The organism is Mucilaginibacter sp. P1_D10 (assembly GCF_056406215.1).
The window spans coordinates 69,727-84,320 of sequence record NZ_JBFUAP010000017.1 but is presented as its reverse complement, the minus strand read 5'-3'; the positions used below and the strand labels follow the sequence as shown (position 1 = coordinate 84,320).

The following is a 14,594-nucleotide window of genomic DNA, read 5'->3' as shown; positions in this document are numbered from 1 at the left end:
CCCTGCATAGCCCGGGCCGAAGGCACCGCCCAAATATTTTGGGCAATGCCCTTCAGTCTGGCGCGAGTGTCCGTGTTTATCTTGCATGCGGGCCACAAGTCGGGGGCGCTTGAGGAAGCGTAGGAAACGTTTGACTAGCCGAGCGACCTACCACCGTGTCGTTGCGAAGGGCTGCGCGGGGCTGAGAGGTGGGGCGACGCGGACAACCGACCGAAGGGAGTTCATTAATTCCTTTTAAAAAACAAAAAACACATTAATAATCCCCGATAAGCAGGGCTGCTTTGCAAATCCGCTCTGCATGCCGATGGTTGCCGCGCTGCGCTCGCAATGACGTAGTGGTAACACATGAACGCGTGACAGCAAACATTTCCTTATTTACGACCAACCCCAAAACAAAAAAAGGGCCGCCATCACTGGCAGCCCTTTATATATCATTACAAATGCTTGTTACATCACCCTGGTTAGGGTTACCGCATCGGGCGAGGTGAGCATCAGTGGTACCTTTTCTATGGTTACGAAGCTCAGGTCGAGGCCAAAGTTGCGCTCTTCGCTGAGGCTTATCTTTTTAAGATGCGAGTAAATGAACATCACCACCTTTTCGAAAAACGACAGGTTGTGCGAACGCGACAGCACTTTCTCTATCACCACGAACCGGAAATCGCCCACTATTTTGTGCTTGTTCAATGATTTGTAGGTGCTGGTGATATCTACTTCGCCGTTCTTCACCAAATCTTCTACCACCTTGCGGAACAGAAGGTTTATCTGTTGCTCTACCCTAAAGCCCAGCTTAAAGTCTACACGGATGAGTTTGCCGGGTATCAAAAAGTCTACCTCGTATTCGCTTTTGTATGGCTCGTCTACCACGTCAACGTGTACCAGCCAGTAAACGTCGGCACGTTTGGGTTGCTTTTGCAGTATGGAGTAGATGATTTTCGATTCCACTTCGGAGTTGAAGTTGGCGCTGGTAAGGTAAATAAGCTGCGAGGCGTATTTGGGCACGCTTTCGTCTTCGCTCATTTCTTTGATGATGTTGAAGTAATCATCGATCTCGATGAACTTAACGTAGCGGTTCTTGATCTTACGCGCCATGTGCCAGGTCCACATAATGATGAACAGTACCAGGCCGATGGATAACGTAAACCAACCGCCATCGAAGAATTTGTGCAGGTTGCCCAGCAGGAAGGTGCCTTCTATAAGCAGGTAAACTATCAGGAAGGTACCGATGATGTAGGCGGGTACCTTTTTACGCTGCAGGAATTTTGATACCAGTATAGTAGTCATGAGCATGGCTACGGTAATACTTAAGCCGTAAGCAGCCTCCATGTTTGCCGAATGACGGAACAGTACTACCACGCCTATACAGCCGAAGCAAAGCAACCAGTTTACGCTGGGTACATACAATTGCCCCTTTTGCTCGCTTGGGTAGTTTATCCTCACCTTTGGCCATAAGTTAAGCCTAACGGCTTCGGCTATCAGCGTGAAAGAACCCGATATAAGCGCCTGTGAGGCTATAACAGCCGCAACGGTAGCTATACCGATGCCGAAGGGCAGGAACCACGGCGGCATAATGGTGTAGAAAGGGTTCAGCTTATTCAGGTCTATCGATTGACCGCTGCGCTGCAGCAACCAAACCGCCTGGCCCAGGTAATTGAGGATAAGGCAGGTTTTTACGTATATCCAGCTTATTTGTATGTTTTTGCGGCCGCAGTGCCCCAGGTCGGAATATAAGGCTTCGGCCCCTGTAGTACACAGGAACACCGCACCTAAAATAATGAAGGCGTTGTAGTTGCTGGTAAGCAGTTCGTAAGCATAGTAAGGGTTTAGCGCCCTTAGTACAGATGGCATCTGCGCAATGTAAAAGATACCCAAAACGCCCATCATACTAAACCAGATGAACATGATAGGCCCGAAAGCCTTGCCCACCAGCGAGGTGCCGAATTGCTGTATAATGAACAAGCCCGCTATGATAGCGATTACGATTTTCACCGTTGGCAGCTCGGGGTAGTAGGTTTTTAAGCCTTCGATGGCCGATGAAATGGTGATTGGCGGGGTAATGATACCATCGGCAAGCAGGGCGCAGCCACCTAATACGGCAGGCACTATGAGCCATTTGGCTTTGCGGCGTACCAGCGAGAAGAGGGAGAAAATGCCGCCCTCGCCTTTGTTATCGGCCCGGAGGGTAATTACTACATATTTCAGTGTGGTTTGGAGGGTGAGCGTCCAAAAGATGAGGGAAACGCCTCCCAGCACCAGTGTTTCTGAAATGCGTTGAGAAAAGGTTGAATGTTCTGAACCGATGATGGCTTTGAAAACATATAGGGGGGATGTACCAATATCCCCGTAGATAATTCCTAAACTAATAAGGAGCCCAGCGGCCGTTAGTTTTTGCAGATCTTTATGATTTGACACAGTGTTTTTAAAAAGTTTACAAATTTATAAAAATTACATTAGCACAACCGTAATTTTAAAATAGGGTATAATGCTGCTTCATATTTACAGAATTGCGATAAAAGCCAATCATTATTTGCATAATTATTAAGCTGCGCAGCCAAAAACCGTACCGATTTATTAAACTTTCAATTTAATTTAGGGTTTAACTGGCGCGTGTGGCTGATTCTCAGGCCGCTGGGCGGGATTTTCTGCCTGCGGGAAGGGGTTTTTGCCCGGGAGTGCCAATTGCCGGCTTATGGCACGGATATAAAAAATAAACGCAGCGTATTAAATAAGCACCGGGCAACTTAAACCATTGCGAATCGTATAAGTCAATAGTTGCAATAACGCATAAAAAATGCTTAAATTGTTAAAAATTGTTAAAAGCATTTAATAATTGATGATTTGACAGTTTATAGCGTACAATATTTATACTTTTGCATGTAATACCTATTATGAGGAGAAAATTTACGAAGCTTAATTCCTGGTTTACTATTGCACTGCTTGCAGTGATGGTAAACGTTGCCTTTGCAAAGGGGATAGCCGAGCAAAAATCGGATACTTCTTACCTTAGGTACATTAAAAGTAAAGCCAAATCGGGAAGCAAAAGCATCCTGCATTTATCCCTGCCGCCCATAAAACCGGCTGCTATATCGTCTACAAAAATAACCTTCGCGCAGCCTGTTAACAAGTTCCCGGCTCCGCCAATGCAGTCAGATAAAGTATTATCTAATGTGCAGGTGTACCCAAACCCTGTAAACGATGTGCTCAACGTAAAATACACCGTAGCGCGCGGCGCCTTCGTAAACGTAAAGGTGATGGATGTGCTGGGCAATGATGTACTTACCCTCTATTCGCAGCGTGCAGAGGCCGGCGATCAAAACATTACCTACAACATCAACAACAGGCTTACCCGCGGTTTTTACTTCCTGCGGATAAACGTGGGTACCGAATCTATCAACAAGAGGATATCGGTACTGTAGTCCCCCGGAGCCCCCTAGCCCCCTGAAGGGGGAACAGAATTTACTTTACTTCCTTTAGAATTTCCTGCCTTTTAGATTTTAGGATTTACTTCTCTTAGGATTTAGGTTTTAGAATATACTTCTCTTAGAAGCTGTCTGAAAATATAATTCGTTTTAACCGAGGCTGATTCCAAGGGCGGAATCGACCGTAGAGACGCAATATTTTGCGTCTCCGTTATGCAAATCCCATCCTGCCAATCCGTTTTGTATGGAGGGAGACGCAAAATATTGCGTCTCTACGAAAAAATAAACCATTTTTAGACAGCTTCTTAGATTTTAGGATCTACCTCTGTCAGAATTTAGCATTTAGATTTTAGAATTTTTATCTTTTAGGATTTAGTCCTTCGGTTTTAGAATTTCCTTCCCTTAGGATTTAGGTTTTAGATTTTAGGATTTTAAACTAATTTCGTCTTCTATGAAAATCATCGCCATTGGCCGCAACTATGCCGAGCATGCCAAAGAACTCAATAACCCTGTGCCCAGCGTGCCGGTTATTTTTATGAAGCCCGATACCGCGCTGCTGAAGGATAATAAGCCTTTTTACCACCCCGATTTTTCACAGGATATACATCACGAGATCGAAATAGTGTTAAAGGTTTGCAAAGAAGGCAAGCATATCAGCGAGAAATTCGCCGCCAACTATTACGAGGAGATTGCCCTTGGCGTAGATTTTACCGCCCGCGATATACAGGCCCGTCATAAAGAAAAAGGCCTACCCTGGGAGTTGGCCAAAGCCTTTGATAATTCGGCACCGGTAAGCAATTTTGTACCGAAAGCACAATTCGCCAACTTATACGAGCTTAGCTTTAAGCTGGATATAAACGGCGAAACCCGCCAGCAAGGTAACACGCGCGATTTGCTTTTTTCTTTCGAACGCATCATCGCCTTCGTATCGCAGTACATCACCCTAAAAAAAGGCGACCTGATTTTCACCGGCACCCCCCAGGGCGTAGGCAAGGTTAGCATTGGCGATAGGCTGGAGGGCTACCTGGAAGGGGAGAAGATGCTTGATTTTGAGGTAAAGTAAATACGATTTAGGTGTCACGCAAAGGCGCAAAGATCGCTAAGGAAAAACTTTGCGGGCTTTGCGCCTTTGCGTGAAAAATATCGCCAACAAAATACTCCCGAAATAGGTTAACTAAACAACATTTCAATAACAAGTATGCCAGTTCGAACGTGCAGCAAGAAGAGATTGATAAAAACGAATTGTAAAACTTACGCAGTAATAATCCTGCTGCTGGTTTGTGGCAAGGCATCTCTCGCCCAGCAAACCATCCAAAGCAAACAATACCCTAAAGATGCGTTCCGTTACCCGCTGGATCTGCCGCCTGTTACCGCAGGCTCCTTCGGCGAGCTGAGACCAAACCATTTCCATTCAGGTTTAGATTTCAAGACCATGCAACGCACGGGTTTCCCGGTGCATGCTGTTGGCGATGGCTATGTTTCGCGGATGCGCGTCCAGTTCGGTGGTTTCGGACAGGCCATTTATGTTACGCATCCCAATGGCTATACCTCGGTTTACGGGCATATCCAGAGCTTTACGGCCGAGGAATTCAAATACATACGCGATTATCAGTACAAAAACCAAACCTTCGAGGCCGATATTGCCGTGCCCAAGGGCCTGTTCAAGGTGCTTAAGGGCGATGTGATAGCCATGTCGGGCAATGAGGGGGCATCTGCCGGTCCGCATGTGCACTTTGAGCTGCGCGATACCCTTACCCAGGAAACCATCAACCCACAACTTTTCGGGCTGACGATACCAGATGAGATACCGCCAACCGTCACGGCCATTGGCATCTATCATTTAAACGGCAACCCCTTCAGCGAGAAAACGCCCAAAGAATTCCTTAGCGTAACGGGGGCTGCGGGCAATTATCACCTGCTAAAACCGCAGGTACTGCAGCTTAGCGGCAACACCGGCTTCGGTATTGCCGTTATCGATCAAAACAGCGCATCGCACAACCGAAACGGCGTTTATTCCATCCAAATGAAGCTGGATGGGCAAACCGTTTACACCTTTGCCGTAGAGCGTTTCGCGTTCGATCAAACGCACGCCGTAAACGCCTATACCGATTATCCGGCATTTTTGCTTACCCGCCGCATGATACAGAAATGCTTCATACTGCCCGGCAGCCGCATATCGTTATATCCGCAATCAATCAACCGGGGCATCATCCCCTTTAACGATAACCAGCTGCACGATGTGGAGTTTATTTGCAAGGATGTAATGGGCAACACCTCCACCGTAAAACTGAAGGTGCAGTCGAACACATCGGCAAACAACATCGCCCCGCTGAAATCCCTGGGCACGCTGATGCATTACGACGATAACAACGATTTTTATAACGGCAAGGTGCGCGTGCAGATAATGCCCGGCAATTTGTACGATGACCTTGATTTTATGTACGATACCCAGCCCATGAAGCCCGGCGCGTATTCGCTAACCCACCGCATCCACAATAAGTTTACGCCTATACATGATGAGTATGAACTTTGGATAAAACCCGATGTGGACCTGGGTAAGTATGCGGATAAAGCGGTTATAGTAAACGCAGCTACCGGCAGCATAGGCGGCCAGTACGATGGCGGCTTTGTGAAAGCCACCGCCCACGCCTTCGGCGATTTTTATGTGAAAATAGATTCGGTTCCGCCGGTCATCACGCCTATCAACATCCGGAATGGCAGCAATCTTAAAGCCGTCAGCGCCATCAGGCTACGCATGAGCGATAATCTCTCGGGTGTAAAAAGCTTCACGGGCAAGATTGACGGCAAATGGATACTGGTAGAGTGGAACTTCAAAACAAAAATATTAAGTTATACTTTTACTGCCGATATTGCACCCGGAAAACATAATTTTGAATTTACGGTGATAGATGCTAAAAACAATATCGCCACCTTTACGGCTCAATTTACACGATAAACATGGCAACTCTTCAACCAGGCGACAAAGCCCCCGTATTTACCGCAAAGGACCAGAACGGCAAGGAGGTTTCTTTATCAGATTATAAAGGAAAGAATGTTATCCTTTACTTTTACCCGAAGGATGATACCCCCGGCTGCACGGCAGAATCCTGCGATTTCAGGGATAACTATCAATCTTTGCTGAATGAGGGTTTCGAGGTGATAGGCGTAAGCGTAGACGACGAAAAATCGCATAAGAAATTCGAGACCAAATACAGCCTGCCCTTTACGCTGATAGCCGATACCGATCACAGCATAGTAGAAGCTTATGATGTTTGGCACGAGAAAAATATGTACGGCAAAAAATATATGGGCACCGTGCGCACTACCTTCGTTATCGACGGCGAGGGCACCATCAGCCATGTGATTGATAAGGTAGATACCCAGGCCTCATCGCAGCAGGTGCTGGAGCTGGTAAAATAGCCCTGTGCCAAACATATTGATGCAAAAAAGCTTTATATTTATTTAAAGATAAATTTTAATAGATGGCCATACAGGCAGAAGACGAAGAGATACTCAGCAAGTTTAGGGAAGATAAAACCCGCAACGAGGCATTCAATATGCTGCTGAAAAAGTATCAGCAAAAAATATACTGGCACGTGCGCCGCATGGTGATAGACCACGACGATGCCGACGACCTTACGCAGGACGTTTTCATCAAGGTGTGGAAAAACCTGCCGGGCTTTCGTAACGACGCACAGCTATACACCTGGATGTACCGCATTGCCACCAATGAGTGCATCACTTTTTTGAATAAAAAGAAGCAAAAGAACAACATATCGCTGGACGATGTGGATTACGAGCTGGCTGATACCCTGTCAAGCACTGACCAGTTTACCGGCGACCAGATACAGCGCAAACTGCAGGAAGCCATACTCACCCTGCCCGATAAACAGCGCCTCGTTTTCAATATGAAATACTTCGACGATATGAAGTACGAGGAGATGAGCGATGTGCTGGGCACCAGCGTGGGCGCGCTAAAAGCGTCGTTCCACCTCGCCGTGAAAAAAATAGAGGCGTTTGTTACGAATACCGATTAATTACTAAATTAGCATTAAACCTTTTGAAGTATTATTCATCTATAACAGAGTATGAAAAGCGATATGGACAATAGGGAATGGGGGGACGAAGAAATGTCACTAAAACGGTTTACTAAAAACAACCCGTTCACGGTGCCGTCTGCCTATTTTGAAGAAGCCGGTCAGCGCATTTTATCATTGGTTAAATTAGATGAATTAAAAAGTACAGACCCGGCTAACGGTTTTACGGTGCCTGCAAATTATTTCGACGAGCTTACCAGCAACGTTACCAGCAGGATAAATATAGGTGTGGAGGCAGATGCTGCGCATAATGGCTTTGCTTTGCCCGCAAATTACTTCGATCAACTTACAGCAAACATTACCAGCCGTATTAATATTGAAATGGCAGAGGCTACCGAAGATAACGGTTTTGCCCTGCCTGCAAACTATTTTGAGCAGCTGAGCAATAACATCACCAGCCGTATCAATATTGAAGCCGAAGCTACCGAAGATATGGGCTACGCCCTGCCTGCAAATTATTTCGACGAGTTGACCAGCAAGATAGAAAGCCGCATAGCGGTAGAAGAGCTTGCTAACAGCGAAGAATTTTTTGCCGTGCCAGAGGGTTACTTTAACGATATGCAGCAGCAGATTGCAGCTCGTATAGCCGTTGAAGAGATACTTGCCGAAAAAACCACCGGATTTAGCGTTCCGGATAATTATTTCGAGGTATTAAATCGAAATATTCTCAACAAAACGGTTAACAAAGAGGTGGTTATCCGTAAAACCATCATCAGGAAGCTGTTCGCCAGCAACTCATTTAAATACGCTACTGCAGCCTGCCTTGCCCTGGTTATCGGCACAGGCGTAATTTTGCAGCAGAACGGCACCACCGTGGTAGTGCCGGAATCTGCACATCAAAAAACCTTGCTGCACAGCGCACTGGCAAACGTGCCGGTTGACGAGATTAAAGATTACCTTGAACAGAATGTAGATGCCGGCGATGCAAGCGGTATGATACAGGATGATAAACAAATCAATACCAAAGCGCTCGATGATGACCTGAGCGATTATATTGATGCAAACTAACGCGACCTTTTTAATGGCAAAATTGCTCAGATATATTTTTATTTTATTGGTTATTGTCGTTGCAACCGGCTATGAAGTGTCTGCGCAGCAGGCTACTAATTTAAAGCAGACGAGCGATACCCGTCGCACGCTGCAGCCACCGGGCGCAGGCAAAGTTAACGGCAAAAAAATAGAAGCTGCCCGCGATAAGTTCCTGGCCCAGCAGTTGGACCTTACCGACGAGGAGGCGAAGGCTTTTTGGCCATTGTACCACCAATACCAGGAAGAGCTAAAGGCGGTACGTATTTTAAAACGTTTAAACCGAAACAGCACCACTACAACAGATAGCGATAAAATCAACAAGGATCTTTCCTATGATAATCAAATGCTTACGATCAAGAAGCGTTATCTGGATGAGTTTTTAAAGATAATCCCATCATCCAAAATAAGCATCCTCTACAAAAGCGAACAGGCTTTTAACGACGAGGTGTTTAAACAGCTTACGGAACGCACCATAAGGGCGGGGAATTAGTTGGTTCATTGAGTCATTAGGTCATTGAGTCATTTGTTGTGTAGGGGTGAGCTTAGCAATTTAACTTTGTCGGCTTCTTTCGTTGGTAATTTAATGAGTTAAATAATTAGCAAGCTTTCTTTTTTACCCTTAGTTTTGCTCCTGTCGTCGGGTTAATGACCCAATGACCCAATGACCCAATGACGAACACCACCTTCAAAGAAAAAGACATGCAGGCCATCATCGGCTGGATACTCCGCGCAGGGGTGCTTGTTTCCATGTCTGTAGTTTTTATTGGGGGCATTGTATTTATTTACCGCCACGGGCACGAAACTCCCGACTACCACACCTTTAAAGGCGTTCCCGATTTTGTGCATAACGCATCGGGCATCATCAACGGCATACTTACTTTACGGGGCAGGGCCATTATACAGGCCGGCATTATCCTGCTCATTGCCACGCCGGTTATCCGCGTGGTGTTTTCGGCTATCGGGTTCATTCTGGAGAAAGATTATCTGTACGTAGGCATCACCCTTATCGTACTGCTTATTATCTTCATCAGCATGTTCAGCGGGCACGCGGGCTGATATTTTTAAAACCATTCCCCATCTGCCCTGCTATATAGGTATGCGCAGGCAGCCTGTACAATCATCGGCACTAGAGAGCATCGGCTACGACGCCCAAACCCACACCCTTGAACTGGAGTTTAAGGAGCATAGCGGCGTGTGGCAATATTTCGGTTTCAAGCCATCTGCATATAAAAGGTTCTTAAGCAGCGAATCGTTAGGCAACTTTTTCGTCACCAAAATCAAAGGGAAGTATAAGGAACAAAAGGTAGGTTAAAATATCTTTCTTAATCATCTGCACATTTGAAATCTAAAATCTGCACATCTGCAGCTATATTAATTCGCTCCCTTCCGCATCCTGTCCTGCTCCAATTCCGTACCCGTTTGGTGTTTGGTAGCAGCTTTCACTGTGGATTTACCGAAGCGGTAGGTAAAGGCCAGGCGGGCTATACGGGTTTCGGGTTTGCCGTTAATGCGCAAATCGATATTCTGGTAAAGGGTGTAGGCCCTGTCGCGGTTGGTGTTGAATATATCGGCCACGTTTAGGCTAAGCTTGCCGCGCTTACCGAATATTGGGGTGCTCATGCCGGCGTTTACATAGTAATTGGGGCTAAACCTGCGTATGCCGTATTGGTTGGCGGTTTCGTAGTAGCCGGTTATCTCCAGCGCCAGGCTTTTGCTCAGGCTAATGTTTTGCGTAGTGTTAAAGATGATATCGGCCGCGCCCTTATCCAGGTTGCCGTTTTCGGGGTAGGTGGTGTAATGGTAGTAGCCAGCGTTTACATCGATTTCACCCGTCCACCATTTAGTAAGTGTATAGGGCGATATAATTTGAATACCTATGTCCTTCACATCGCCCAGGTTGCGCGTGGTGGTCAAGTTAACCTTGGTGGCATCGTTTTGGGTGTAGAATGAGAAGTTGGCATCCGTTGTTTTACCCGCATACAAAGCGATAGAGAGGCTTTGGTTGTAGGTATAGGTAAAGGTGATGGTGTTGCTGTACTCCGGCTTCAGATAAGGGTTACCGCTCTGGAAATCGTAAGGGTCTACATAATACAAAAAGGGGTTCAGGCTCTCATAATCGGGCCTTAAAATACCACGCATATAGGTGAGGGCGTAATCGTGCTTATCGCTTTGCGCAAAATGCAGCAACAGGTTGGGGAACAGCTTAAAGTAATTAAAAATGTTTAAAGTAGCGGTGGCGGATGCAACCCCCACAGATTGCCCTTTTGAATGGGTGTTTTCGCCGCGCAGCCCGGCTACCATATCAAACTTGCCAAAAGCGGCGGTATAGTTTAAGTAGGCAGCATTTACATCCTCGTTGTAAACAAAGTTATTACTGAACAGCGGGTCGGTAGAGTAAGCGCCGTTTACCAGCGGGCCAAATATCAGGGTATTATCGCTTTTGGTATGACTGAATTTAAAGCCAACCTCCAGCTTTGATGTTTTATTGAGCGGGTTGGCATAATCCAGCATCCCCGTCCAGTTGCGGCGCTGTGATGGCGAAAGGTTCTGTAAAAACTGGGGCTGGCGGTAGGCAGAGCCTGCTGTATTTAAAAAAGTGTTGTTGATGTACTCGGCCGAGTGCCTGGTATAGGGCAGGTAGGTTAGGCTGGCAGCTAAGGTGCGCCCCGCCTCATCCAATTTGCCGCTGTAGTTTATGTTGTAGTTGATGTTGCGCAGGTCGCGGTCGACACGGCTGTTCACCAAAATCACCGAATCAAGGTGCCCCTGGTTGGCAATTTTAAGGCTATTGTTTTTGATGAAATCGTTATCGGTAACAAACCCGTAAACCTGTACGCCGAGGGTATGGTTGGGCGATAACGTAAAATCGGCCCCGAGGCGGTAATTGTGGCTGAAGGTTTTCTGCTCACCGTAATAATTTAAATCGTAGCTGCTTAATGCGCCGCCATCGTTTACGTTACGGTTGCTGGTGAAGCCGCGGTAGGTTTTGTTGGCGTTGATATTATACAGGCCGAACACATTTACATACTTGCTGCGGCTGTTGAAGGTAAAGCCGGCTATGCCTTTATAAAACTTGCCGTAACCGGCAGTTAAGTTGATGGTGCCGTTGGTGCCAATGTTCTTGCCCTTCTTCATTACGATATTGATGACTCCGCCCGCCGAGGCATCATATTTGGCCGAGCCGCCGGTGATAAGTTCAATACGGTCAACATTGCTGCCCTGGGTGCTGCGCAGGAGTGCAGCCAGGTCGGCTCCGGTGATGTTGGTAGGCCTGCCATCTATCAGTATCAAAGCTTTTTGCCTGCCGCTGATGCTGATATTATCGCCATCGGCAACCTTTACGCCGGGCGTTTGGGCCAAAATATCCAGTACGTTCTTGCCATCGGCAGTAATACTGGCCGCCGGGTTAATGATGGTTTTGCCCGGGCGAACCTCTACAAAAGCTTTTTTGCCAACGATGGCTACTTCCTTAAGCTGGGTATCAGTTGGCTGTAGGTATATAGGCTGTGCGGTGAGCTGCTGCCCGGCAGTTAGTTGGTACACGCGCGAGTAAGCTTTAAGGCATCCCAGGCGGAAAGCCGCCACGATGTAGCTGCCCGCCGGTACGTTGCGGAAAGTATAAGCGCCGGCATTATCTGCCAGGGCCGACATCACAATCGACGAGTCGCGTTGGTTGAGCAATATGGCGGTAGCGGCTTCGGCAGCCGTATTATTCTGTAGATATATATTACCCTTGAGTACTGCCGGAGTGGTTTGGGCGCTGCAAAAACCAAAAAAGCCCGCTATGAATACTAGCAGTAAACATCCTGTTTTAAAACTCATTAACAATTGGTAGATTTTTATTCGATATTGTGCGTTTAGGACGAGCCAAATTTAATAAAATATTAATTCGATGTATTGTTAATATGCATTTTACGCACGATAATAATTATGGTTGTCTGTAGTTATAGGATATAGCAAATCAAAAGCTTTTAAAATTTAGTAAATTCGCCACAATTATCCCTCATCATAACAGGTTAAACCCCGAATGAAAAGAATATCCAGTATTGCTATCGCCTTAGTTTTTGCAGTAAACGCCATGGCACAAACCGTACCGGCAAATTTTGCGCCGGTGCTGGCTAAGTTTAAGCAGTTCTACAACGCCTCGCAGCCCGATAGCATCTACGCCATGTTTGCGCCCGAAATGAAAACGACCATGCCGCTTGATAAATGGAACGCAACCACCATACAACTAAAAACCCAATTGGGTAACCTGGTTAAAGCCGATGCAGACCGCTACGTTGCGCCAACTGCTATTTACAAGGCCACATTCGCCAACGCGGTGTTCTTTTTGAACCTATCGCTCAACAGCCAGAATAAACTGATAGGCGTATTTTTTACCCCTTATCAGGAACCAACCAAAACCATACAAATGGATGCCTCTATTACCGAGGAACCCGTGCTGTTCAAAATGTTTACAGGCACAATACCCGGTACGTTAAGCATACCCAAGGATGCCAAAGGCAAGGTGCCGGTGGTGCTTATCATACCCGGATCTGGCCCTACAGACCGCGACGGCAACAGCCCGAAATTGGGTCTCAACGGCAATACCTATAAAATGCTGGCCAACGAGCTTGGCAAAAACGGGATAGCCGTACTGCGCTACGATAAACGCCTGGTCGGCCAGAGCGTAACCTCTACCAAAGAAAAAGAACTGCGCTTTACCGATTATGTAGACGATGCCGTGGGCCTCATAAACATGCTGAACGAAGACCCGCGTTTCTCTAAAGTTATCGTATTGGGGCATAGTGAAGGCTCACTGGTGGGTTTGCTCTCGCTGCGAGAGCAGCCGGTTAAAGCCTTTATATCAGTTGCCGGTGCTGGCCGCTCTGCCGAAAAGGTTGTATTGGAACAGGTGGAGAAAGAGCAGCCCAAGTTTTTGGTAGATCAGTATAAAACCATGGTAGATAGCTTGCGCAAGGGCAAAACTACCGACTATATGGACCCGCAGTTGTACTACATAGCCCGGCCAAGCATACAGCCGTACCTCATGTCGTGGTACAGGTACGACCCTTACTCTATTATGAAGAGGGTAAAAATACCCACATTGATATTACAAGGCACAACCGATATACAGGTACCTGTAGACGATGCAGATAAACTGAAGAAAGCAAATTCTGATGCGAAGCTTGTGGTAATTACCGGTATGAACCATATACTCAAAGAAGCCCCCGCCGACCGGCAACAGAATAAAGCCACCTACAGCAACCCCGCCCTCCCGTTAAAACCCGAACTGATAACGGCCATAGTGGAGTTTGTGAAGGGGTTGAAATAGATGTGCAGATTATAGATTTCAGATGTGCAGATTTTAAATATTAAGAACGCCTTTCAAGCAAAGCTTGAAAGGCGTTCTTAATTAACCACCGCGTCATTGCGAGGTACGAAGCAATCCTCGGCAGGCAGGGCGGACTTGCAAATCGGCTCCGCCTGCCGATGGTTGCCGCGTTATCGCTCGCAATGACGCGGTGGGTTTCATCTGCACATCTGAAATCTGCACACCTGCACATCATCCCCAAATCCCCAGCAACCTCCGCAGTAAAACAATCTCTGCCGTATGGTAGGCGTTATGATCTGCTATTTGCAGGGCTTCGCGCAGGATGTTTTGGCCAGAGCCGTGGGGTATGGGTTTGTAGATATCTTCGCTTTTCAATAAATTCAGGAATGCCGAGCGGTCGGTATTGATTTGTTCTATGGTCTTATCCCATGCCGAATCGTCTTTGGGTTCGGCATCTTTGGGCCAGTAATCATCGGGCCAGTTTGGCGATTGATGGTTGCCATCTTTGCTAAACTCCAGCATATCCCATTGCGCAATGCGTATATGTTCGGCAAGCTGCCATATGCTGTAAGGCAGGCCATGCGGTTTCTTTCCCCTGAATTCGGCGGGGATATCCTTCAGAGCCTCGGCTAACGTAGCATGCGCGCCGCCGCCCTCAAGCAGTTTTACCAGCTCGGCAATTAATAGCTCATGTTCTTCGTTCATAATAGAAGTGTTTCCCTTTGCAACAAAATAGCC

13 protein-coding genes are annotated in these 14,594 nt (G+C 46.9%); 10 read left to right on the top strand and 3 right to left on the bottom strand.

The window, feature by feature from the left end; translation table 11 throughout:
- Positions 1-447 precede the first annotated feature (447 nt).
- On the bottom strand, positions 448-2,409 hold the full coding sequence (locus AC1DYT_RS22230) for a KUP/HAK/KT family potassium transporter (protein ID WP_477471712.1): 1,962 nt from the start codon (positions 2,407-2,409) through the stop codon (positions 448-450).
- 476 nt (positions 2,410-2,885) lie between these two features.
- Between AC1DYT_RS22230 and AC1DYT_RS22225 the strand changes: the two genes are divergently transcribed.
- From AC1DYT_RS22225 to AC1DYT_RS22185, 9 genes are all read left to right on the top strand, one after another.
- Positions 2,886-3,413, top strand: a complete 528-nt coding sequence (locus tag AC1DYT_RS22225; protein ID WP_477471711.1) for a T9SS type A sorting domain-containing protein — start codon at positions 2,886-2,888, stop codon at positions 3,411-3,413.
- Positions 3,414-3,867: 454 nt separating this feature from the next.
- Complete coding sequence (locus AC1DYT_RS22220; protein WP_477471710.1) at positions 3,868-4,479, top strand: fumarylacetoacetate hydrolase family protein; 612 nt, start codon at positions 3,868-3,870, stop codon at positions 4,477-4,479.
- Between the two features lie 135 nt (positions 4,480-4,614).
- Positions 4,615-6,372 carry a M23 family metallopeptidase gene (locus tag AC1DYT_RS22215; protein ID WP_477471709.1) on the top strand — a complete coding sequence of 586 codons (1,758 nt, stop codon included), beginning with the start codon at positions 4,615-4,617 and terminating at the stop codon, positions 6,370-6,372.
- 2 nt (positions 6,373-6,374) lie between these two features.
- The gene (gene bcp / locus AC1DYT_RS22210) at positions 6,375-6,836 is read left to right on the top strand and encodes a thioredoxin-dependent thiol peroxidase (protein ID WP_477471708.1); all 462 of its coding nucleotides are present in this window, start codon (positions 6,375-6,377) and stop codon (positions 6,834-6,836) included.
- Positions 6,837-6,898: 62 nt separating this feature from the next.
- Positions 6,899-7,453, top strand: a complete 555-nt coding sequence (locus AC1DYT_RS22205) for an RNA polymerase sigma factor (RefSeq protein WP_477460145.1) — start codon at positions 6,899-6,901, stop codon at positions 7,451-7,453.
- A gap of 51 nt (positions 7,454-7,504) precedes the next feature.
- A complete protein-coding gene (locus AC1DYT_RS22200) occupies positions 7,505-8,521 on the top strand; it encodes a hypothetical protein (protein ID WP_477471707.1) in 1,017 nt (338 codons plus the stop codon).
- A gap of 13 nt (positions 8,522-8,534) precedes the next feature.
- Entirely contained in the window at positions 8,535-9,032 is a 498-nt protein-coding gene (locus AC1DYT_RS22195; protein ID WP_477471706.1) for a hypothetical protein, read from the top strand.
- 179 nt (positions 9,033-9,211) lie between these two features.
- The gene (locus tag AC1DYT_RS22190; protein ID WP_477471705.1) at positions 9,212-9,598 is read left to right on the top strand and encodes a DUF1634 domain-containing protein; all 387 of its coding nucleotides are present in this window, start codon (positions 9,212-9,214) and stop codon (positions 9,596-9,598) included.
- Positions 9,599-9,638: 40 nt separating this feature from the next.
- Positions 9,639-9,854, top strand: a complete 216-nt coding sequence (locus AC1DYT_RS22185; protein WP_477471704.1) for a KTSC domain-containing protein — start codon at positions 9,639-9,641, stop codon at positions 9,852-9,854.
- 59 nt (positions 9,855-9,913) lie between these two features.
- On the opposite strand, the gene AC1DYT_RS22180 is transcribed toward AC1DYT_RS22185, so the two are convergent.
- The gene (locus AC1DYT_RS22180; RefSeq protein ID WP_477471703.1) at positions 9,914-12,364 is read right to left on the bottom strand and encodes an outer membrane beta-barrel protein; all 2,451 of its coding nucleotides are present in this window, start codon (positions 12,362-12,364) and stop codon (positions 9,914-9,916) included.
- Between the two features lie 205 nt (positions 12,365-12,569).
- On the opposite strand from AC1DYT_RS22180, the gene AC1DYT_RS22175 reads away from it, so the two are divergent.
- Positions 12,570-13,856 carry an alpha/beta fold hydrolase gene (locus AC1DYT_RS22175; RefSeq protein WP_477471702.1) on the top strand — a complete coding sequence of 429 codons (1,287 nt, stop codon included), beginning with the start codon at positions 12,570-12,572 and terminating at the stop codon, positions 13,854-13,856.
- Positions 13,857-14,087: 231 nt separating this feature from the next.
- Here the strand turns inward: AC1DYT_RS22175 and AC1DYT_RS22170 are convergent, their stop codons facing one another.
- Positions 14,088-14,561, bottom strand: coding sequence for a DinB family protein (locus tag AC1DYT_RS22170; protein WP_477471701.1), 474 nt, complete (start codon positions 14,559-14,561; stop codon positions 14,088-14,090).
- Positions 14,562-14,594 lie beyond the last annotated feature (33 nt).

What these genes read in the sequence shown, in the direction of transcription:
- AC1DYT_RS22225 (WP_477471711.1), top strand. Translation starts at nt 2,886, where the DNA reads ATGAGGAGAAAATTTACGAAGCTTAATTCCTGGTTTACTATTGCACTG.
- AC1DYT_RS22220 (WP_477471710.1), top strand. Translation starts at nt 3,868, where the DNA reads ATGAAAATCATCGCCATTGGCCGCAACTATGCCGAGCATGCCAAAGAA.
- AC1DYT_RS22215 (WP_477471709.1), top strand. Translation starts at nt 4,615, where the DNA reads ATGCCAGTTCGAACGTGCAGCAAGAAGAGATTGATAAAAACGAATTGT.
- bcp (WP_477471708.1), top strand. Translation starts at nt 6,375, where the DNA reads ATGGCAACTCTTCAACCAGGCGACAAAGCCCCCGTATTTACCGCAAAG.
- AC1DYT_RS22205 (WP_477460145.1), top strand. Translation starts at nt 6,899, where the DNA reads ATGGCCATACAGGCAGAAGACGAAGAGATACTCAGCAAGTTTAGGGAA.
- AC1DYT_RS22200 (WP_477471707.1), top strand. Translation starts at nt 7,505, where the DNA reads ATGAAAAGCGATATGGACAATAGGGAATGGGGGGACGAAGAAATGTCA.
- AC1DYT_RS22195 (WP_477471706.1), top strand. Translation starts at nt 8,535, where the DNA reads ATGGCAAAATTGCTCAGATATATTTTTATTTTATTGGTTATTGTCGTT.
- AC1DYT_RS22190 (WP_477471705.1), top strand. Translation starts at nt 9,212, where the DNA reads ATGACGAACACCACCTTCAAAGAAAAAGACATGCAGGCCATCATCGGC.
- AC1DYT_RS22185 (WP_477471704.1), top strand. Translation starts at nt 9,639, where the DNA reads ATGCGCAGGCAGCCTGTACAATCATCGGCACTAGAGAGCATCGGCTAC.
- AC1DYT_RS22180 (WP_477471703.1), bottom strand. Translation starts at nt 12,364, where the DNA reads ATGAGTTTTAAAACAGGATGTTTACTGCTAGTATTCATAGCGGGCTTT.
- AC1DYT_RS22175 (WP_477471702.1), top strand. Translation starts at nt 12,570, where the DNA reads ATGAAAAGAATATCCAGTATTGCTATCGCCTTAGTTTTTGCAGTAAAC.
- AC1DYT_RS22170 (WP_477471701.1), bottom strand. Translation starts at nt 14,561, where the DNA reads ATGAACGAAGAACATGAGCTATTAATTGCCGAGCTGGTAAAACTGCTT.